Origin of the sequence: Halomonas sp. AOP30-A1-24 (assembly GCF_052378165.1) — a bacterium.
In the GTDB taxonomy this organism is placed as follows: Bacteria; Pseudomonadota; Gammaproteobacteria; order Pseudomonadales; family Halomonadaceae; genus Vreelandella; species Vreelandella citrativorans.
Genome location: NZ_JBQSXL010000014.1, coordinates 87,215 through 106,612 on the forward strand (window position 1 = coordinate 87,215; position 19,398 = coordinate 106,612).

A 19,398-nucleotide genomic window follows, 5' to 3' on the forward strand; every position below is an offset into this window, starting at 1 on the left:
CGGAGTAAACGCGTTCCAAACGGTGCGCGTGGCCCGCGCTTATTCGGGCGGTAAGGTGTGTGATTTGGCGATTGATTCAAGCGACCTCACCAGCGCCGCGCGGTCGATGCCACCGTCGTTTGATGCCATCCACGCCTCGGTTACGCTGCGAGAGGCGTCGCGCATGGCCTCATAGGTGTTGTCATCGAGGGCAATGACCGTCTGCTCGGGGTCGTTCTGCAAACGCGTTCTGACCGGCTCGATAGCATCATCCCAGGCCTGGCCGAAGCGGCGCGACAGGACTTCGCCGCTGAGCTCATCCAACGCCTCGCGCGCTTTCTCGGGGAGTTGGTCATAGCTCTCCTTGTTCATCAGAAAGGCCAGCACAGTCACGGTCGGGGTGGCTTGATGCGGGGCGGATTCGGTGTGGTTGTGGGTAACCTCGGCAAGCTTGGTCGGTGGCACGACTTCCCAGCCGGCCGACGCCCCGTCGATGACACCCTTGGCGAGTGTGTCGGCGATCTGAGCCGGTGGCATGCTCACCGCCGAGGCGCCGAGTGAGTCGATGAGCCGTGAGGCCATACGAGTCGGCGCACGCAGCTTCAGTCCTTCCATATCCTCAATACCGTGAATGGCTCGGGGCCGCGAATGGAAGACGGCACCGCCGTCGCTGTGCACAGCCAGCACGTGATAGTCGCTAAAGTCCTCGCTTGCCGGGCCTTGGGTGAACTCCCAGGCGATGCGGCTACCGGCGACGCCGCCGGCCGGCAGCATGAACGGCAACTCTAGCGCCTCGCTGCGGGGAAAGCGCCCAGCGGAGTAGCCAAGTGCCGTCCAGGCGATGTCTACCACACCGTTACGCACCATGTCGGGCAACTGCGAGGGAATGCCTCCCAACTGCATCGACGGATAGATCTGGCAGCGGATCTCGTGGTTGGAGCGCTCCTCCAGGTCGTCGCACCATGGGTCGAGCACGCCGCGCTGCACGCTGGCTACCGAAGGCAAAAAGTGCGTGATACGCAGCGTCGTCTCTGCCAAGGCCGGAGCGCTCGAAAGCCCGCCAGCCAGGGCGACTGTGCAGGCTATCATTAGCCGTTGAAGCCGGCCGGGGGCGTGCCTTGTTGTTGTGTTCATGGTGGTCTTGCTCCTCTCGCAGTTCTTTGGGCTTAGGTCGTGCCCTCGGGCGATGAATGAAAAAAACGAATGACCCAGCGAGTAGCGATCCAGCGCTTGGTGAGGCTTAGGCCGGCACCGGTTCTTCGCTCGTCACCAGGTTCAGCACGCCCTCGACCCAGTCCAGCGCGACATCCGAGGCCGAAAGCGATCCGCTGGCGTCGTGACGGCCAAACTCCCCGATACGTGTCGCGCCGCAGGCCATCATCGCCTCGGTGAGCAGCTCGCCGCCGCGGGAGTAGGTCCGCGCGTAACTGCTGTCGCCCAGCCCTAGGCTTGCAAAGCGAATGTTGGAAAGATCTGGGGCGTCGTCGCGCAGCGCTTGATAAAACTCGTTCGCCCCACCTGGCACTTCGCCGTCACCGTAGGTAGAACAGACGATGAGGTGGAGCCGGTTAGGGTCGAGCGACTCGGGATCGACATCGCCCAAATCAGCTACCTCCACCGCGCAACGCCCGTTGAGGGCCTGCTCGAGCTCTTCTGCCACCAGTTCCGCATTACCGGACTCGGTGCCGAATAGAATACTGACCGACAAATCGCCCAGGCTCTCGCCGTCACCGGCCGTGCCCTCTGGGCGCTGCTCAAGCACGATTGATTCGTTGCGCGCCGATTCGAGCAGCGCCTCGAGCGTGGTCAGCTTGGTACGCACCCGGCCCGGCGCGGTTTGATTGCGCTCCTGATGATCGATGCGCCGCCAGCCGTCGATATCGGTTGCATCCACGGGCGGCGTGAGCCCTTCGAGGGTGCATGTCACTGCACCGGTGGCAATATCGCCGCCGATTACGCCGGCCAGCGCCCGGGCATCGGTACGCTGATCGGGAATCGTGCCCCGGGCATCGCGGCGCAGCCAGCCGGCCAGATACAGTCCTGCTTCGACGCGGCCTGTCTCGGGGGCGCTGGGAAGCTCGGCCAGTGCTTTGGAGATGGTGTCTTCCGGGTCGGGCACGAAGCCGATGGCGGTAATCACCGAGTCCACCGGCAGCGAGACCGTCTTGCCGCCGTGGCGCAGGGAAATTCCTTCGACCTTGTCCTGCCCGTCGATCTGCTCAGGGGTCGCCTCGAACCACCACTCGACCATCATGGAGGGCGTGCCCTCGACCTCGGCCTGACACGCGCCCGGCAGCGTGCGTAGCGCGTCCAGCCGCGCATCCTTGCCTTCCGGCACGCGGTCGAGATCGACGCCGTGAAGGCGGTGCGTGATGCCCGAAAAACGGCCCAATTCGCGGATCATTACCGGGTCAAAGCGGGCCTTCTCCGCGCTTGAGCGCCCGATGATATGAAGGGTGGCGATCTCGTGAGTCAGCGTACTGTGCACGGCGTCGTCGATGTCGCTGCCTTCGAGCTCTTCTGATCGAATCGACAACAGCCGCAGCACGTCGATGGCCACGTTGCCTTGACCGGTGATCGCCACGCGGCGGCCCAGCGTCGGGGTGGTGGTCTCGTGCGGGTGGCCGTTGAGTCGTCGAGTGATGCAGCCCGCGCCGAACACGCCGCTCAGGTCTTCGCCGGGAATCTCGAGCCGGCGATCCGCGCGCACGCCGGAGGCGAGCACCACGGCATCGTAGTCCGCGCGCAGCGCCTCGAAGGAGATCTGATCGCCGATGGTGGTATTGCCGATGAAGCGCACTTTGGGTGAGTCGAACAGCCGGTCGAACTGGCCTGATACCGCCTTGGTCCCCTGGTGGTCGCCCGCTACGCCGTAGCGAAGCAGACCGTAGGGCACGGGCAGGCGATCGATCAGATCGATATGCGCGCCGGGCATACGCCGTTGGATCTCTTTCGCTGTGAAACAGCCCGCCGGGCCGGAGCCGACGATGGCGACATGGGGCGTCGCCTCTGCCTCGCAGGTAGCGGCGGAGGCGGTTGCGTCCGTGCTGTTCTCATCGAGGGAAACGACGCTATCCCAAGTGACCGGCAGCGAGAGCATGCCGCGGAACACCCAGCCGCCAACGGTGGGCTCGCGATCAGGATGCACCCGGAGCCCTTTCAAGTGGTTGAACAGTAGTGGCAGGGCCACGTCGGCGATCTGAGCCCGTGCCGCCCGCGCGCCCAGGCACACATGGGTGCCCTTGCTGAAGGCCAAGTGGGGTTTGACCTCGCGGTGGATATCGAACTCGTCCGCGCGCTCCCATACCGATTCGTCGCGGTTGGCCGACAGAATACAGATCCCCAAGCGGGCACCCTTGGGCAGCTCGACGCCGGCCAGCACAGTTTTTTGGGTCGTCTGGCGCGAGTACAGGCCAATCGGCGCGATCCAGCGGATGGATTCGTCGAACACCGTCGACCAGAGGCTCGGGTCGCGCTCGGCGGCCTGGCGCTGCTCGGGGTGGGTCAGCATCGCCCAGGCCGCCACGCCCAGCGCATCGCGCGGCTCGTTGAGCCCGCCGCCAATGCTCATCTTGATGTTGGCGCGAATCTTCTCCATCGGCATCTGGTCCTCGGGCGAGGAGAGCAGTGACGAGATCAGTGAGTGGTCGCGGTTATGTCGGTGCCACTCGAGCATTTCATCAAGCGCGATGTCCACCTCGTCGAACGAGCGCTTGCCGGCGGCCCAGACGTCCGGGTCGTCGGCGTAGTTGCCGGTGGCATCGATCAGCGTCTGCGACCAGCGCTGCATATCCTCTGACGAAGCGTTGTGGAGTCCGAGCAGTTCCTTCAAGCATTCCGCCGCGAAAGGCGCCGCGAAATCCCAGATCAGATCCGCGCCCGGCCCTTTTTCAATCAGGTGCGCCAGCTGCTCGCGGCCCTTCTCGTGGAAGGTTTGCGTCCAGACGTTTTTCACCACGTTGGGTTTGAACACGCTCTGCCATTGGCGGCGCTCGTGGTAGTGCTCCGGGTCGTCGCGGCGCAGCATCGAATGCCCCATGGCGCGGATCTGAAGCGAGTCCTGCTCGTTGGCTGAGAAGGTTTCTTGGTCGTGTTCGGTGGTGATCACGGCGTCGTAGCTGGTGATCAGATAGCGGTTGACGCTGGGCACCCAATGCACGCCCCCTTCACGGCGCAGGCGTTCATAAATCGGATAGGGGTCGTGATAGAGCGTATTGATATCAACCCAGTCCGCGACGGGGGCGGGGCGAGGAGTGTTGGTGTTGTTCATACGACCTCCGAAGGGGATAGCAATAAAATGAGGCGCATTGATCGGACGGCTAGCGCGTGGTTGGTGATCACGCTATTCATTTGTTAATAAGTTAACAATTAGACTTTATGTACAGAAAAAGCTTTTTCCCAGCGCTTTCATCGACCCGCTCGCGCGGGTCGATTTCCAAGTAATTGCATTTTTCATAAAATGGTGTGGGGCTGGCGTTGGCCCGGAAGGAGCGGGGTCATGCCTGTAGGCGCTTGAACAGCTCGCCAAGGCGGTGGTTATCGGAAAGTGCCAACACGTCGGCCACGTACTGATCCGGGCGGACCACCACGATCGCTCCGTCGCGATTGATACCGCGGGCATCGAAGATGTCCTCGTCGGGGGCGATGCCAAACACGTTCTCAAGATTCACTAGTTCAAACGGTCCGACCTCTGGTTTGAACACGCGCGGCACCTGATTAATCGACACATCCTCGTGGTGCTGCTGGTAGATCACTTTGATATCGAACCAGTCGACCCAGGCGCCGCCCGGTAGTGCCACGTTGAGCGGAGAATCGCTCGAGCGCTCCAGCCATTCGGCTAGACGCTGTGTGGCAGAACCCTCGCCAGTAAGGGCGGCATCGGCAAATACATAGAGGCGCCATCGCCCATCGGCCCTGGCCTGGTGGCCCAGCTGCAGCGGATTGCCGTCACATACCCGCGACACCATTGCCGACTTAAAACGCTTGCCTACCGGAAAGCCGGTGGCAAGTGTCTGATGCTTGGCATCGTTGATAATCATCGAGGGCGCGTATTCGGTCATAAAACCTGCTGGGAACTCGATGGTACGAGCGTAGAACGCCTCCAGCTCGCCCGGGTCTTCGAACTCTTCCGGGCGTTTGGCCATCATCGTCGACCACTTCTTGTCGAAATCGATCAGGTTCTTGGCCACCACCTGACGCTCGGCAGAGTAGGTCGACAGCAGCGTGGCGGGACTGCGGCCGGAGAGTACGTAGCCGAGCTTCCAGCCCAGGTTGAAGCCATCCTGCATCGAGACGTTCATGCCCTGGCCCGCCTTGGCGCTGTGGGTGTGGCAGGCATCTCCGGTGATGAACACTCGCGGCAGGCGCTCGGAGCTCGGGTCCTCGACGTCGTCGAAGCGGTCGGTGAGACGGTGGCCTACCTCGTAGACGCTGTGCCAGGCGACATTACGCACATCGAGGGTGTAGGGCGTGAGGATGTCATTAGCCTTTTCAATGATTTGCTCAATCGGCGTGTTACGTACGTCGTTACTGCCATCGGCTGGCACTTCGCCCAGGTCGACGTACATGCGAAACAGATGTCCTCCCTCGCGAGGAATCAACAAAATACTGCCACCGGCATTGGACTGGATGGCGCATTTGGTGCGGATATCGGGGAAGTCGGTCTTCGCAAGTACGTCCATCACCCCCCAGGCGTGATTGGCCTGGTCGCCGGTGAGCGTGCAGCCAATGGCGCTGCGTACACCGCTTCGCGCGCCGTCGCAGCCCACCACGTAGCGGGCGCGCACGGTGCGCTCACGCTCCTCGTTCGTATCTGCATTCATGCGTAACGAGACGTTGACCGGGTAGTCGCCGTCGCCATCAACTGTAAGGCCGTTGAACGTGACGCCGAAATCAGGGCGAATGCGCGCCGGGCCATTGAGAGCGGCTTCGGCCAGATAGTCGAGTACCCGGGCCTGGTTGACGATCAAGTGGGGAAACTCGCTGATGTCTTCCGGGTCATCCGGGGTGCGAGCGCTGCGTTTGATGTGCTCGGGCTGCTCCGGATCGGGCTTCCAGAACGCCATCTCGGTGATGCGGTAGGCCTCGGCGGTGATGCGGTCAGCAAAGCCGAACGCCTGGAAGGTTTCGACGCTGCGCGCCTGGATACCGTCGGCGTGCCCGATCTCGAGCCGGCCCGGGCGGCGCTCAATGATACGGGTGCGGATACCTGGGAACTGGGCAAGTTGCGCGGCCATGATCATGCCGGCTGGCCCGGTACCCACGATCAAAACGTCCACTTCGTCGGGCAACTGCTCGGGCCGGTCTACACCTGTACCCGCGGCGGGTTGCCGGCGCGGATCGCCGGATACATAACCGTAATGATGAAATTGCATGATGGCTCCTCTTGATGGGTGACATCCGGGCCTTCATCGAATCAAGGTGCAAGCCCGATTGCGTTTGGATGTCGTGACCTTTTTCATGCTGAACACCTCAAGGACCAATGGGGATGTGTTTTACGTCCTCTGTATTGTACTTTTCATAAATATACCCCCTACCTTGGTCGGTCTGCCAATCTGGTGCCTCGTTTTTTCGTTAATCTATAAACGATTAGTTGGGTGCAATAGTGACGACTGCCCGGCCCAGCAACGTCCGAAAAGGTCGAAACGAGGTTTTGTGTACATCTAAATGATGAGGCGGACCTGCTTGACACGGCGCCTCTCTTCGATCATTAATATATTAACAAGTTGAACGTGGATCCGTTCATTACCCCTTTTACTACTGGCTTTAGGAGAACGACGTGCCCCATCTGCATATCGAGTACTCATCCAGCCTTGAGCAGCGCGTTGACGTGCACGAGGTGTGCCGGGCCGCCTATCGAGTGATGGCGGCGTCCGAGCTCTTTCCGCTGGCCGGTATCCGCGTTCGCGCCTTTGCTGCTGATCACTGCATCGTGGCCGACGACCATCCGGACAACGATTTCCTGGCCATGACCCTGAGTGTCGGTAGCGGGCGTGCCCAAAGTGATCTCAAGGCCGCTGGCGAGCAGCTGTTTGCCGCCGTACAAGGCGTACTGGCCGAACCGCTTGCCACCCCACATTTCGCCCTGTCGCTGGAAATCCGCGAAATCGATGCCGCGCTGAGCTGGAAAGACACTCCAATCCATGCCCGGCTGTCCCAACAGTGAGCCCCATGTCCCTTCTGGAGGATTCTTGATGAGCCAATTAAACGACAACATTGCCCGCGCGCAGGACTACATGAAGCGTTTTCGCGACCAGGGCGTCTTGAACCATATCAACGGTGAGTCGGTGCCAGCGGATTCTGGCAAGACGTTCGAGACCCTTTCGCCAGTGGATCTCGCGCCGCTTGCCAACGTCGCCCACGGCGGCGCCAGTGATATCGATCGCGCTGTACAGGCCGCCGAAAAAGCGTTCAAGACCTGGAGCAAGACGCCAGGCAAGGAGCGCCGCGAGATTCTGATCAAGGTCGCCGAGGCTATCGAAGCCCACGCCGAAGAGATCGCCTTCACCGAGTGTATGGATACCGGGCAGTCGCTGCGCTTCATGTCCAAAGCGGCCATTCGCGGCGCGGCCAACTTCCGTTACTATGCCGATCAGGCGCCCCAGGCCGAGGATGGTCAGGCGCTGCGCAACGACACCCAGATGAACGTGACCTCCAAGCGCCCGCTGGGCCCGATTGGCGTCATCACGCCGTGGAACACACCGTTCATGCTCTCGACGTGGAAAATCGCCCCGGCCTTGGCCTCGGGCTGCACCGTGGTCCACAAGCCAGCGGAATTCTCGCCGATGACCGCCAAGCTGCTGGTCGAAATCGCCGAGAAAGCAGGTCTGCCCAAGGGTGTCTTGAACCTGGTCAACGGCATGGGTGAAGACGCCGGCAAGGCGCTGACCGAGCATCCCGGCATCAAGGCGATCGCTTTCGTCGGTGAAAGCCGCACCGGCCAGCTGATCATGGCCCAGGCCGCGCCGACGCTGAAGCGCTTTCACTTCGAGCTGGGCGGCAAGAACCCGGTCATCGTCTTCGAGGACGCCGACCTCGAGAGTGCCGTCAACGCCGCGACGTTCATGATCTATTCGCTCAACGGCGAGCGCTGCACCTCCTCCTCACGCCTTCTGGTGCACGAGAATATCTATGAGGAATTCACCCGCCGCGTGGCGGAAGTTGCCAACGGCGTGAAGGTCGGTCATCCGCTCGACCCGGACACTGTGGTCGGCCCGCTAATCCACCCGGAGCACGAACAGAAAGTGCTGTCGTACTTCGACAAGGCGCGTGAAGAGGGGGCCACTATCGCCGCCGGCGGCGAAAAGGTCGGTGAAGAAGGCTGCTTCGTACGCCCGACACTGTTCACCAACGCCACCAACGACATGGCGATCGCTCAGGAAGAGATCTTTGGACCGGTGCTGACCGCTATTCCGTTCAAGGATGACGAGGAAGCGCTGCGCCTAGCCAACGATACCCAGTACGGCCTGGCCGCTTACCTCTGGACCAGCGATCTTGACCGTGCCATGCGCCTGACCGACGAGCTGGAAGCGGGCATGATCTGGGTCAACTCCGAAAACGTGCGCCACCTGGAGTCGCCCTTCGGTGGCGTGAAGGCATCCGGCATCGGCCGCGATGGCGGCCACTGGTCTTTCGACTTCTACATGGAAACCGTCAACGTTTCCTTCCCGCGCAAGGCCCACAAGGTGCCGAAACTCGGGTGATGCCGTTATCACAGGGCGGCGCGTGCCGCCCTGTTTGCCGAACACCCGTTTGTCGAAAAAAGGAGTCTTGTCATGCCTATTCCAATGCCCAATCTCTACCCTCCGTTCAACATCATTCGTCTGAGTCATGTCGTGTTCGGCGTTCGTGATCTGGAGAAGAGTCGTCACTTTTACGTCGATACGCTCGGCCTTCAGGTCACCGATGAAGACGACAAGCGTATCTATCTGCGTGCGATGGAAGAGCGCGGCCACCACTGCATCGTGCTGGAAAAAGGCGACAGCGCGACCGTGAAATCGCTGTCGTTCAAGGTCTTCGATGAGCAGGAGCTCGACAAGGCGCACGCCTGGTTCCAGGAGCAGGGTCACCCGGTCGAGTGGGTCGAGCGTCCCTATCAGGGTCGCACACTGAGCACCACTGACTGCTTCGGCGTACCGATCGAAATCTATTTCAAGATGGACCGGCTTGCGCCGATCCATCAGCAGTACGCGCTCTACAAAGGCGTCAAGCCGCTGCGCATCGACCACTTCAACCTGTTCTCGCCCAACGTCGACGAAGCGGTCGAGTTCTACAACCGCATCGGTTTTCGCGTTACCGAGTACACCGAAGACGAAGAAACCGGCAAGCTGTGGGCGGCCTGGACGCATCGCAAGGGCGGTGTGCATGACATGGCCTTCACCAACGGCCGTGGCCCGCGCCTGCACCACACCGCGTTCTGGGTGCCCACACCGCTGAACATCATCGATCTGTGCGATCTGATGGCCACCACCGGTTACGTTGCCAACATCGAGCGCGGTCCGGGCCGTCACGGCATTTCCAATGCCTTCTTCCTGTACATCCTCGACCCGGACGGCCACCGCATCGAGATCTACTGCTCGGACTATCAGACCGTCGACCCAGACCTGGAAGCCATCAAATGGGATCTGAAGGATCCGCAGCGCCAGACGCTGTGGGGTGCCCCGGCACCGCGCTCCTGGTTCGAACACGGTTCCGAATTCGAGAATCTCGAGCCGGTGGATTCCCAACTCAACGCAACGCCGATCGTCGCGCCCTGAGCCGGGGCCTTGCGTCGCACCATTGACTCAAAAGGGCCCGGGACCACTCGGGCCGTCAGGAGACTGTTCATGAGTAACGCCCTTCCGCCTCGCCTCGCTTCCTTCCGTGCCAATGGCGCCGACCGCTACGGTGTCGTTACCGACAGCGGCATCGTCGACCTGACGCCGGAGTTCGGTGCCCGCTTTAAGGGGCTCAAGGAAGTGGTCGAGGCCGGCGCCATCGACGAGCTGCTGCATGCTGCCGACGGCCGCAGCCCGAGCTACCGCGAAGAAGACGTCAGCTACCTCATTCCGATCATTAATCCGGAAAAGCTGATCTGCGTCGGCGTCAACTTCCCCTCGCGCAACGAGGAGTACAAGGACGGCCAGGCCGCGCCGAGCAAGCCGTCGCTGTTCATCCGCTTCCCGCGCAGCTTTGTTGGCCACAACGAAAATCTCGTGCGCCCGCCGGAGAGCGAACAGCTCGACTACGAAGGCGAAGTCACCATCGTGATCGGCAAGGGCGGTCGCCGTATTTCCCGCGAAAAGGCCTATGAGCACATCGCCGCCCTGACGCTGTGCAACGAAGGCACCATTCGCGACTGGGTGCGCCACGCCAAGTTCAACGTCACCCAGGGCAAGAACTTCGATGCTACCGGTGCCATCGGCCCCTGGCTTGTGCCGTTCAAGCGCGCGGAGCAGCTCGATGACATCGAACTGACCACCCGGGTCAACGGCGAAGTTCGCCAGAATGATCGCACCTCGCGCATGATGTTCGATTTCCGCTATATCGTGAACTACGTCTCGACCTTCACCACCCTGGTGCCGGGTGATGTCATCGTCTGCGGTACGCCCACCGGCGCCGGTGCCCGTTTCGAGCCGCCGGTCTGGCTCAAGCCCGGCGACGTCGTCGAGGTGGAAGCCGAGGGTATCGGTAAACTGGTCAACGGCGTAGAGGATGAACGTCATGGCGCTCACTGAGACGCAAATCAACGAAGCGGCAGAGGCACTGCTTGAGGCGGAGAAGAGCCGCGAGCAGATCGGGCTGCTGTCAAAAGCCTATCCGGACATGACACTGGATGATGCCTACGCGATCCAGACTGCCCAGATGGAGCGAAAGAAGGGTGAGCACGACATCATCGGCTGGAAAATCGGCCTGACGTCCAAGGTGATGCAGGATGCGCTCGGTATCGACACGCCCGACAGCGGTGTGCTCTATGACTACATGCGCTTCGACAGCGGCGCCGTGATTCCGAAGGGCCACTTCATCCAACCGCGCATCGAGGCCGAGATTGCCTTTGTCATGAAGGCACCGCTGGAAGGGGAGGTCACCCGCGAGGACGTGCTGGCCGCCACCGACTACGTGACACCGGCCATCGAAATTCTCGATACCCGCATCGTCAGAAAGGACGCAGAGACCGGTCAAGCGCGGGTGATCTTTGACACCGTCTCCGATAATGCCGCCAACGCTGGCATCGTGCTGGGCAGTGAGCGCCACGACCCGCGGGCGCTGGATTTACGCTGGGTCGGCTCGATTGTTAAGCATAACAACGACGTGGTGGCCACCGGCCTCGGCGCCGGCGTGCTGGACGATCCGGTCACCGGGCTCGTCTGGCTGGCACGGCGCATGGCGACTTACGGTCAGCGCATCGAGGCCGGCCAGGTCATCCTGTCGGGCTCGTTCATCGGCCCGGTCGAATGCCCGTCCGGCAGCCGGATCGAAGCCGACTATGGCCCGTTCGGGTTCGTGTCATTGACATTCGACTAGACGACACCCGCTATTCACGAACGGGCGGATCGCAACGGTAACCCGAGGGGGTGGTACCCGAATGACGCGCAAAGAATCGACAGAAGTAGGCGGGGTCCTTGAACCCGAGCTGGTAGGCGATCTCGTTGACGCTCATGCGGGTGAAGATCAGCAGGCGCCGCGCCTCCTGCATCACGCGGTCGTGAATCACCTGCTTGCTGGGCACCCCGGCGATGCGTCGACAGACGTTGTTGAGGCGCGCCTCGGTAACGTTGAGAACGCGGGCATAGTTCGCCAGCGTCCAGTGCGCTCGATAGCGGGCCTCGATCTCCAGATTGAAGCGGTGAAACAGCGACAGCTCGTCGTGACGCACGCTCTGGGCTTTGAGCGAGTTGGCCGACAGGCGGAACAGACCGATGAAGATCAGCCGCGTCAGGGTGATCAGCGCCGCCTCCCGGCCCGGCCGGTCGGCCTCGAACTCGAGGCGCAGCTCGTCAAACAGCCGTTCGACGCGATTCACTTCCGGTCTCGTCTCGTCACTGACCCGGCCGGTCGCCACGCACACCGGTGTCACGGTCGAGGCGTCGCCCAGCTCGGGAATCTCTTCGAGCAGCGACCACACCAGCTGCTGGCGCACCGTCAGCACATGGCCGTCGCTGCTGTCTTCGGTGGTAAAGGAGTGGGGCACGGTCGGCGGCGTCAGAAAAAACATCGGCCCCTGCTGGTGAAATTGCCGCTCGTCCAGATAGACCCGCACCATGCCACTTTTGACGTAGTGCACCTGAAAGAACCGGTCATGATGATGGACCGGCATGTTGCGCCCGTAGAAATCCGCCATGCGACCCAGCGCATCGTAATGCACCGTCGCATCGGCATAGCGCTGGTCGTACTCCTGACCAATCGTGATATTGGGAATGAGATCCAGCGCCATGATTGTTCTCCTGAGCTTGCGCGGTGTTACCGTCCGACAGGCCTCTATATTAACCATCGACGGGTGCTTCGCTCCATAACGTTGCCTGCCTGCCGTGCAGGTCGCCTTGACCAGCCCGTCCGTTTCAAGGAATTTTCTCATGGGTGAAATCGTACTTGCTGCCAAGATCACGCACGTCCCCTCGATGTACCTCTCCGAGCAGCCCGGACCGCATCATGGCTGTCGCGCCGAAGCGATCGCCGGTCACAAGGAGATCGCTCGTCGCGCCCGTGAACTCGGCGCCGACGTCGCCGTGGTCTTTGACACGCACTGGTTGGTCAACAGCGGCTATCACATCAACTGCGGCGATCATTTTGAAGGTATCTATACCAGCAACGAGCTGCCGCACTTCATTCAGAACATGGCCTACAAGTACGACGGCTGCCCCGACCTGGGCCGGGCGATCGCCGAGTACGCCAACGACTCCGATATTCGCACCATGGCGCACAATATCGAGAGCCTCAAGCTCGAATACGGCACCTTGGTGCCCATGCGCTACATGCACATGGATGTGCCGGAAGAGCAGCCCTTCAAGGTGATCTCCATCGCCGCCTGGGATGCTTGGCACGACCTTAATGACAGCATTCGCTTCGGCGCCGCCGTGCGCCAGGCGATCGAGGCAAGCGATCACAAGGTGATGGTGCTGGCCTCGGGGTCGCTTTCCCACCGCTTCAGCGACAACGTCAATGCGCTCGAGAACCTGCACCGCTGGACCCGAGAATTCGACCGCCAGATGGACATTCGTGTGGTCGAGCTATGGCGCGAAGGTAAGTTTGACGAGTTTCGCAAGATGCTGCCGGAGTACGCCCAGCACTGCTACGGCGAGGGCGGCATGCATGATACCGCGATGCTGATGGGCGTGCTCGGCGAGGGCTATGACCGTCCGGCCGAAATTTTGACCGCACCGTTCGGCAGCTCCGGTACTGGTCAAATCAACGCCGTTTTCCCGATGTAAAGCGATACGCCAACTTTCAAGGAGTGCCTTATGGACATGCCCAGCAATACCTTCAAGCAGGCCATTGGCAACCAGCAAGCCCAGATCGGTCTCTGGCTGGGGCTTGCCAACGGCTACTGTGCCGAGCTTGCCGCCAACGCCGGTTTCGACTGGCTTTTGATTGACGGCGAACACGCCCCAAACGATCTGCGCACCATTCTAGAGCAGCTTCAGGCGGTGGCGCCTTATCCGGTCCAGCCGGTAGCGCGCCCGCCGGTGGGTGACGCGGCGACGATCAAGCAATACTTGGATCTTGGTGTTCAGACGCTGCTGGTGCCGATGGTCGATACCGCCGAGCAGGCCCGCGAACTGGTGCGCGCCACTCGCTATCCGCCGGTCGGCATCCGCGGGGTGGGCAGTGCGCTGGCGCGCGCCTCGCGCTGGAACTCGATTCCGGGCTATCTCGATCACGCCGATGAAGAGGTCTGCCTGCTGGTACAGATCGAAACCAAAGAGGGGCTGGAAAATCTGGATGAAATTGCCGCTGTCGAGGGCGTCGACGGCGTTTTCATCGGGCCGGCTGATCTAAGCGCTTCGCTCGGTCACCGCGGTGATCCGGGGCACGACAACGTGCAGCGTGCCATCGAAGACGGTATTGGCCGCATTCAGCAGGCTGGCAAGGCCGCGGGCATTCTCTCGGCCAACAAGACGTTGGCCAAGCGCTACCTCGAACTGGGTGCCACCTTCGTGGCCGTGGGTGTGGATACCAGCCTGTTGATGGGCTCGCTGAAAACACTGGCTGGCGAGTTCAAGGACGGTGATGTTCCGACCACGCCCGCCTCATCGGTGTACTGATTACGCGACGGCTCCCCGTTTTTGTTTTCACCTGGGCCTGTGCATGTCAGGCCCTCAATTTCGGAATGACTCATGAATCTCAACGACACTCGTCTGCTACGCCAACAGGCTTACATTAACGGCCAATGGCTCGATGCTGACAACGGCGACACTTTTGATGTGACCAATCCGGCCAACGGCGATACCGTTGCCACCGTAGCCCGTGTGGGCACGGCCGAAACCCAGCGTGCCATTGACGCTGCCCAAAAGGCGCTTCCGGCATGGCGTGACATGACCGCCAAGGCCCGCTCGCTCATTCTCAAGCGCTGGTTCGCGCTGATGCAGGAGCACAAGGAAGACCTGGCCCGCATTCTAAGCGCGGAGCAGGGCAAGCCGCTGGCCGAGAGCCGCGGTGAGGCCTACTATGGCGCCAGCTTCATCGAGTGGTTCGCCGAGGAAGGTAAGCGCGTCTACGGCGATGTGATCCCCAACGACAAGCCCGACCGTCGGCTGGTGGTGATCAAGCAGCCAGTGGGCGTGGTCGCGGCGATCACGCCGTGGAACTTCCCCATCGCCATGATTACCCGCAAGGCTGGCCCTGCACTGGCCGCTGGCTGCACGATGGTTCTGAAGCCTGCCTCCGAGACTCCGCTTTCCGCGCTGGCGCTGGCCGAGCTTGCCGAGCGCGCAGGCGTACCTGCCGGGGTGTTCAACGTGGTGGCCGGACGCGCCGGCGAGATTGGTACCGAGCTCACCCACAGCGAAACCATCCGCAAGCTCTCCTTTACCGGCTCCACCGAGATCGGCCGTCAACTGATGGAAGAGTGCGCTGGCACGATCAAGAAGGTGAGCATGGAGCTGGGTGGCAATGCGCCCTTTATCGTGTTTGATGACGCCGACCTGGACGCGGCGGTCGAAGGCGCGATTGCCTCGAAATTCCGTAACAGTGGCCAGACCTGCGTTTGCACCAACCGGTTTCTGGTTCACGATGCGGTCTACGATGCCTTCAGCGAAAAACTGGTCGCCGCCGTCAAGGCGCTCAAGGTCGCCGCTGCCGAAGAAGAAGGCGCCCAACAGGGGCCGTTGATCAATCAAAAAGCTGTCGATAAGATACGCGCCCACATCGACAACGCCGTCGGCCACGGCGCGAAGGTGCTCTGCGGCGGCGAGTCTCACGCGCTGGGCGGCAACTTCTTCGAGCCGACGGTCCTGGGTGAGGTGACGAAGGCGATGGACGTAGCCGGTGAGGAGACTTTCGGCCCGCTCGCACCGCTGTTTCGTTTCAGCACCGAGCAGGAGGCCATCGCCATGGCCAACGACACGCCTTTCGGCTTAGCCGCCTACGTCTACACGCAGAACCTGGGACGCAGCTGGCGCATGGGCGAGGCACTGGAGTACGGCATGGTCGGCATCAACGAGGGCCTCATCTCGACAGAAGTTGCTCCGTTTGGTGGCATCAAGGCCTCGGGCGTTGGTCGTGAAGGCTCCCACTACGGCATCGAGGATTATCTCGAAATCAAGTACCTGTGCATGGGAATCAAGTAGACAGTCATTACATTATAGTTGATATGATCTGAATGGTCGGCCCCGGCTCGCGCATGAGGGCCGGTCATTTCTGGTTCGTTGCATCACTTCTGGTCACGGAATGCGCCCTTGGCTTTCAACTAGAAGTGCCAGATGCTTAGTGGTCGCTGAAAAAGCGCCATTTTTGCTATCCAGATGCCATGCGTCAGGTCATGTAGCAAGCGAGTGAGTGTGGTATTGTCCGCTCCTTGATAAGACTCCGCTTTACACCTATCTTCGGCGATTCTATGACAAGAGCCGCTATCGTCTCGGAATTTTTTAGAAAAAGGCAGCACATGTCGCGTCCGACTCCTTCAATGACTCTGGCACTGCTTCAAGCCCGTGAATCCGCCATGGATTTTTTCCGGCCACACCTTAACCACAACAACATTACCGAGCAGCAGTGGCGCGTTATTCGCATCCTGTGGCAAGCCGAAGAGCAGACACTGGAGAGCTACCAGTTGGCCGAGCTTGCCTGCATTCTACGCCCGAGCCTGACCGGGGTGCTGGTGCGTCTTGAGCAGAATGGGCTGGTCAGTCGCTGGAAGCCCGAAAACGACCAGCGACGTCTTTGCGTCACTCTGACCCCCCAGGGGAATGAGCTGTTCGACAGCATGAAAGGGGAAATGATGCGCCAATACCAGAAAATCCAGAAGCGGCTTGGCCCGGAGAAATACCGCACCTTGATGAGCCTGCTGGATGAAGTGCAGCGGTTGTCACCAGATCAGGACAACGATGATCCGCGCTGATAGCATCTGATCGGTCCGTTACCAGTTCTTGATCAGTAGCATAATACTGTCCAGCATCTTTTCTCGCACTCCTGCCAAACTGTCATCGGCCGTCATACCCACTCCCAAGTGCAACAGTGAGCCTTCAATCATAGAAGAAACCACGGTTGCACATTGCAAGCAGGCCTGAGCGTTCAGGTCGGGACGCAGCTCCGCGACCAGTATTGTCAGCTCTTCGCGATGCTCGGCGTACATATGGCAAAGCTGCTTCTTGTAAGCTGTATTCTGAAAACCCAGCGCCCATACCTGGGTAAAAAAGCAGCAGGTCTCCTCGCTCAGGCTGTCGGCCAGTAGAAATCGAAAAAAATCTCGTATCTGCCCTGCCTCTTTGCTTTTCACTTCCTTTTTTATATGGGTTCGTTTGGCCTTATAGAGGGCTATGCGTTTAGCAATGACGGCTTCGATCAACGCCTCTCGACTGCCATAATAATATTGCACCGTACTTAAACTGATCCCCAGGCTTCTGGCTATACGCCGTAACGTCAGCTCGGCATAACCTTCTTCTACAAGAATTTTTTTGGCTGCTTCAAGGATTTCGCGAGAACGCTCACCAGACGTCCTTTTCCCTGCCCTTAACTTGCGTCCTTCCGTCATATCTACACCAAATTTGTTAATAATTTAATAAATATACCAAGGTATCATTTACCACTAGCCTCGAGGGTCTTTAGGATTGTTAACATGTTATAGGTCGAGTGACCTAAAGCTTAACTACTACAGCTATCCCGTAAAGGGTTAAACGCACCTAGTCGCTAATAATAAGATTATGAGCGAGACAGGAGACGCCAGCATGCTATCCGTGGAATCCCCAACCACTTACTACACGATGACAAGAAAGTACGACAGTAAATATCCAGACCTGAACGAGGATATCGATACCGATATTGCGATCATTGGTGGGGGATTTACGGGGGTCAATACTGCTCTCGAACTGGCGGAGCGTGGTGTTACGGATGTGGTCCTGCTTGAAAGTAACTATTTGGGATTTGGTGGTTCAGGAAGAAACGGAGGGCATGTCATGGCGGGTATCGGTCATGACCTTGAAAAGATAAGAAAGCAGGTTGGTGAAGATGGATTGAAAGCCATTTTCGACATCAGCGATGCTGGCGCACAAATCTTACGCCAGCGTATTGAGCAGTATAGTATCGATGCCGATTTTAGGCGCGGCTATGGCTATATGGGGTTCAACAAGCGCCAAGCCAAAACGCTTCAGAACTTGGAAAAAGAGTTTAAATCACTTGATCCTGACCATGATGTTGCCTACCTGGAGGGCAGTGAGGTCAAAAACATCATAGGCTCTGATGCCTATAGCAGCGCCGTCATGCACATGGGCAACGGTCAAGTTCATTCCCTAAACCTCCTGTTGGGGGAGGCAAAGGCGTTTACGGACCTGGGAGGTAGGATTTATGAAAGAACGCCGGCCCTTGAAATTACCTACGGTTCACGCATAAAAATCAGGACAGCCAAGGGGTCGATAACTGCCAACAAGATACTTTTTTCCTGCGGCGCTTTTTTGAACCGACTTCAGCCCAGCCTGGAAAAACGATCATAAACACCTACTCCTTTCAGATGGTCACCGAACCTCTTTCCAATGAGCTGATCGAGAAAATCAGCCCCATAAGAGGAGCCTTCAGTGATATTCGTCCCGTTATCGATTATTATCGCGTGACCAAGGAAAACCGCCTTCTTTTCGGTACTGCCACACATTTTATTGAACATATCCCCTCGGATTTGAAGGCCTATAATCGCAACGCGATGTTGCGAATATTTCCCTATCTCAGGGACGTCAAAATCGATCTTGGTTGGGGGGGACCCATGGAATGCTCCGCCAATCTTTTCCCGCAAATTGGCACTCTGCTCGATCATAAAAACGTGTTTTACATTCAGGGATACTCAGGATTTGGTGTAACCCCCAGCCATATTCTCAGCAGAGTCGTGGCGGACGGAATGACCACAGGATCACGTCACTGGGATGTCTTGAGTGCGATAAAGCATCACCGTATTTTCGGCAAGGAACATCTCCGAACGGCCATATGTACAATGGCCAAGGTGGCTCATCAACTGGAAGGTTACAAGAAAGGAACCCGCTAGCCAGCCGTCCATGACATACACTTCCTGCATAACATCCGCGCCAAAAACATCTGGTGCGGATGTTGTACTTCATTATTGACAGGTCCTTCGCGGAGAATTGGTTCTGCTTACACCACCGCTAGGTAGTGCTTAACGAAATCACTGGTAACCACCTCCCAGAGTACAGTCGTGCCCTTCTCGTACAGCCAGCTATCACCTGCCTTGTAGTGGACGCGCTCGTTAGTAGTTTCATTGGTCAGGATGACTTCCCCCGACACCACGCAGGCCTGCTCCGTAAAAGGGTATGTCATCCTGAATTTGCCAGCAGTGGTGCCGAAATAGCCAGCACTGACAGCATCCTCGGGCGCATTTAACGTCATTTTAATAAATGCCTGTACATCGCCTTCTACGATAGTGGCACCCATCTTTTCAACTGAACCAATGCTATTTAGATCGGCAGTAGTAAGCCCATTTTCAATTCGTCCCATATCTCAATCCTTTTCTATTTGGGTCAATGTAATGACAACTTTATTGGAGCTGTCTCTGGTCATGCTGTTATGGGGTTTTTTCAAATCGCTTGTCACATCGACAGCACTGCTGTCTGTCGATAAGTCAGCATGTTAGGCCGCTTTGCCGTTTATTTTCAGTAAACCCTTCCGCTGAGGGAAAACAGAACGGAAGGCACGGATAACAGTTCACTCTTTTAGCAAATGAATTTCTTTTTCCTGAATGACAGATAATTGGCAAAGGCTGCCATAAGGCATAAAGTTTGTCCCAAGGCC

The 19,398-nt window shown here is 59.2% G+C and carries 17 protein-coding genes; 11 read left to right on the top strand and 6 right to left on the bottom strand.

Going from position 1 to position 19,398, the window contains the following annotated elements:
• Positions 1-39: 39 nt before the first annotated feature.
• From ACT3TJ_RS09895 to ACT3TJ_RS09905, 3 genes are all read right to left on the bottom strand, one after another.
• Positions 40-1,113, bottom strand: coding sequence for a TRAP transporter substrate-binding protein (locus tag ACT3TJ_RS09895; RefSeq protein ID WP_226912130.1), 1,074 nt, complete (start codon positions 1,111-1,113; stop codon positions 40-42).
• Between the two features lie 106 nt (positions 1,114-1,219).
• Positions 1,220-4,249, bottom strand: a complete 3,030-nt coding sequence (locus ACT3TJ_RS09900) for a cytochrome P450 (RefSeq protein ID WP_444665702.1) — start codon at positions 4,247-4,249, stop codon at positions 1,220-1,222.
• Between the two features lie 226 nt (positions 4,250-4,475).
• Positions 4,476-6,353, bottom strand: a complete 1,878-nt coding sequence (locus ACT3TJ_RS09905; protein WP_193056940.1) for an FAD-binding monooxygenase — start codon at positions 6,351-6,353, stop codon at positions 4,476-4,478.
• 404 nt (positions 6,354-6,757) lie between these two features.
• Here ACT3TJ_RS09905 and ACT3TJ_RS09910 point away from each other — a divergent pair, with 404 nt between their 5' ends.
• From ACT3TJ_RS09910 to hpaH, 5 genes are all read left to right on the top strand, one after another.
• Positions 6,758-7,144: a 5-carboxymethyl-2-hydroxymuconate Delta-isomerase gene (locus tag ACT3TJ_RS09910; RefSeq protein WP_193056941.1), complete on the top strand. Its 387-nt coding sequence runs from the start codon at positions 6,758-6,760 to the stop codon at positions 7,142-7,144.
• A gap of 28 nt (positions 7,145-7,172) precedes the next feature.
• Positions 7,173-8,681 (top strand): 5-carboxymethyl-2-hydroxymuconate semialdehyde dehydrogenase, encoded by a 1,509-nt coding sequence (gene hpaE / locus ACT3TJ_RS09915; RefSeq protein WP_193056942.1) that lies wholly within the window; start codon positions 7,173-7,175, stop codon positions 8,679-8,681.
• A gap of 72 nt (positions 8,682-8,753) precedes the next feature.
• A complete protein-coding gene (gene hpaD, locus ACT3TJ_RS09920; protein ID WP_193056943.1) occupies positions 8,754-9,734 on the top strand; it encodes a 3,4-dihydroxyphenylacetate 2,3-dioxygenase in 981 nt (326 codons plus the stop codon).
• Between the two features lie 69 nt (positions 9,735-9,803).
• Positions 9,804-10,694, top strand: coding sequence for a fumarylacetoacetate hydrolase family protein (locus tag ACT3TJ_RS09925; RefSeq protein ID WP_193056944.1), 891 nt, complete (start codon positions 9,804-9,806; stop codon positions 10,692-10,694).
• Positions 10,681-11,481: a 2-oxo-hept-4-ene-1,7-dioate hydratase gene (gene hpaH, locus ACT3TJ_RS09930; protein ID WP_193056945.1), complete on the top strand. Its 801-nt coding sequence runs from the start codon at positions 10,681-10,683 to the stop codon at positions 11,479-11,481. Before ACT3TJ_RS09925 ends, hpaH begins: the two co-directional genes overlap by 14 nt.
• A 10-nt stretch (positions 11,482-11,491) precedes the next feature.
• Here hpaH and hpaA read toward each other — a convergent pair whose 3' ends face one another.
• Positions 11,492-12,391, bottom strand: coding sequence for a 4-hydroxyphenylacetate catabolism regulatory protein HpaA (hpaA, locus tag ACT3TJ_RS09935; protein ID WP_193056946.1), 900 nt, complete (start codon positions 12,389-12,391; stop codon positions 11,492-11,494).
• Positions 12,392-12,530: 139 nt separating this feature from the next.
• Here hpaA and hpaD (ACT3TJ_RS09940) point away from each other — a divergent pair, with 139 nt between their 5' ends.
• The 4 genes from hpaD (ACT3TJ_RS09940) to hpaR all read left to right on the top strand — a co-directional run bounded on the left by hpaD (ACT3TJ_RS09940) (position 12,531) and on the right by hpaR (position 16,510).
• Positions 12,531-13,385: a 3,4-dihydroxyphenylacetate 2,3-dioxygenase gene (gene hpaD, locus ACT3TJ_RS09940; protein ID WP_193056947.1), complete on the top strand. Its 855-nt coding sequence runs from the start codon at positions 12,531-12,533 to the stop codon at positions 13,383-13,385.
• Positions 13,386-13,415: 30 nt separating this feature from the next.
• Positions 13,416-14,219: a 4-hydroxy-2-oxoheptanedioate aldolase gene (gene hpaI / locus ACT3TJ_RS09945; protein WP_193056948.1), complete on the top strand. Its 804-nt coding sequence runs from the start codon at positions 13,416-13,418 to the stop codon at positions 14,217-14,219.
• A gap of 72 nt (positions 14,220-14,291) precedes the next feature.
• Positions 14,292-15,743 (top strand): NADP-dependent succinate-semialdehyde dehydrogenase, encoded by a 1,452-nt coding sequence (gene gabD / locus ACT3TJ_RS09950; RefSeq protein ID WP_193056949.1) that lies wholly within the window; start codon positions 14,292-14,294, stop codon positions 15,741-15,743.
• A gap of 314 nt (positions 15,744-16,057) precedes the next feature.
• Positions 16,058-16,510, top strand: coding sequence for a homoprotocatechuate degradation operon regulator HpaR (gene hpaR, locus ACT3TJ_RS09955; protein WP_193056950.1), 453 nt, complete (start codon positions 16,058-16,060; stop codon positions 16,508-16,510).
• A gap of 18 nt (positions 16,511-16,528) precedes the next feature.
• On the opposite strand, the gene ACT3TJ_RS09960 is transcribed toward hpaR, so the two are convergent.
• Positions 16,529-17,143: a TetR/AcrR family transcriptional regulator gene (locus ACT3TJ_RS09960; protein WP_444665704.1), complete on the bottom strand. Its 615-nt coding sequence runs from the start codon at positions 17,141-17,143 to the stop codon at positions 16,529-16,531.
• A 193-nt stretch (positions 17,144-17,336) separates the two neighbouring features.
• On the opposite strand from ACT3TJ_RS09960, the gene ACT3TJ_RS09965 reads away from it, so the two are divergent.
• On the top strand, positions 17,337-18,098 hold the full coding sequence (locus tag ACT3TJ_RS09965; RefSeq protein WP_444665705.1) for an NAD(P)/FAD-dependent oxidoreductase: 762 nt from the start codon (positions 17,337-17,339) through the stop codon (positions 18,096-18,098).
• 17 nt (positions 18,099-18,115) lie between these two features.
• The gene (locus ACT3TJ_RS09970) at positions 18,116-18,637 is read left to right on the top strand and encodes an NAD(P)/FAD-dependent oxidoreductase (RefSeq protein ID WP_444665707.1); all 522 of its coding nucleotides are present in this window, start codon (positions 18,116-18,118) and stop codon (positions 18,635-18,637) included.
• 107 nt (positions 18,638-18,744) lie between these two features.
• Here the strand turns inward: ACT3TJ_RS09970 and ACT3TJ_RS09975 are convergent, their stop codons facing one another.
• Positions 18,745-19,104: a cupin domain-containing protein gene (locus ACT3TJ_RS09975; protein ID WP_444665709.1), complete on the bottom strand. Its 360-nt coding sequence runs from the start codon at positions 19,102-19,104 to the stop codon at positions 18,745-18,747.
• Positions 19,105-19,398: the final 294 nt, after the last annotated feature.

Bases quoted from the DNA above. Each gene is read 5' to 3' on its own strand.
- ACT3TJ_RS09895 (WP_226912130.1), bottom strand. From the start codon at position 1,113: ATGAACACAACAACAAGGCACGCCCCCGGCCGGCTTCAACGGCTAATG.
- ACT3TJ_RS09900 (WP_444665702.1), bottom strand. From the start codon at position 4,249: ATGAACAACACCAACACTCCTCGCCCCGCCCCCGTCGCGGACTGGGTT.
- ACT3TJ_RS09905 (WP_193056940.1), bottom strand. From the start codon at position 6,353: ATGCAATTTCATCATTACGGTTATGTATCCGGCGATCCGCGCCGGCAA.
- hpaE (WP_193056942.1), top strand. From the start codon at position 7,173: ATGAGCCAATTAAACGACAACATTGCCCGCGCGCAGGACTACATGAAG.
- hpaD (WP_193056943.1), top strand. From the start codon at position 8,754: ATGCCTATTCCAATGCCCAATCTCTACCCTCCGTTCAACATCATTCGT.
- ACT3TJ_RS09925 (WP_193056944.1), top strand. From the start codon at position 9,804: ATGAGTAACGCCCTTCCGCCTCGCCTCGCTTCCTTCCGTGCCAATGGC.
- hpaH (WP_193056945.1), top strand. From the start codon at position 10,681: ATGGCGCTCACTGAGACGCAAATCAACGAAGCGGCAGAGGCACTGCTT.
- hpaA (WP_193056946.1), bottom strand. From the start codon at position 12,391: ATGGCGCTGGATCTCATTCCCAATATCACGATTGGTCAGGAGTACGAC.
- hpaD (WP_193056947.1), top strand. From the start codon at position 12,531: ATGGGTGAAATCGTACTTGCTGCCAAGATCACGCACGTCCCCTCGATG.
- hpaI (WP_193056948.1), top strand. From the start codon at position 13,416: ATGGACATGCCCAGCAATACCTTCAAGCAGGCCATTGGCAACCAGCAA.
- gabD (WP_193056949.1), top strand. From the start codon at position 14,292: ATGAATCTCAACGACACTCGTCTGCTACGCCAACAGGCTTACATTAAC.
- hpaR (WP_193056950.1), top strand. From the start codon at position 16,058: ATGTCGCGTCCGACTCCTTCAATGACTCTGGCACTGCTTCAAGCCCGT.
- ACT3TJ_RS09960 (WP_444665704.1), bottom strand. From the start codon at position 17,143: ATGACGGAAGGACGCAAGTTAAGGGCAGGGAAAAGGACGTCTGGTGAG.
- ACT3TJ_RS09965 (WP_444665705.1), top strand. From the start codon at position 17,337: ATGCTATCCGTGGAATCCCCAACCACTTACTACACGATGACAAGAAAG.
- ACT3TJ_RS09970 (WP_444665707.1), top strand. From the start codon at position 18,116: ATGGTCACCGAACCTCTTTCCAATGAGCTGATCGAGAAAATCAGCCCC.
- ACT3TJ_RS09975 (WP_444665709.1), bottom strand. From the start codon at position 19,104: ATGGGACGAATTGAAAATGGGCTTACTACTGCCGATCTAAATAGCATT.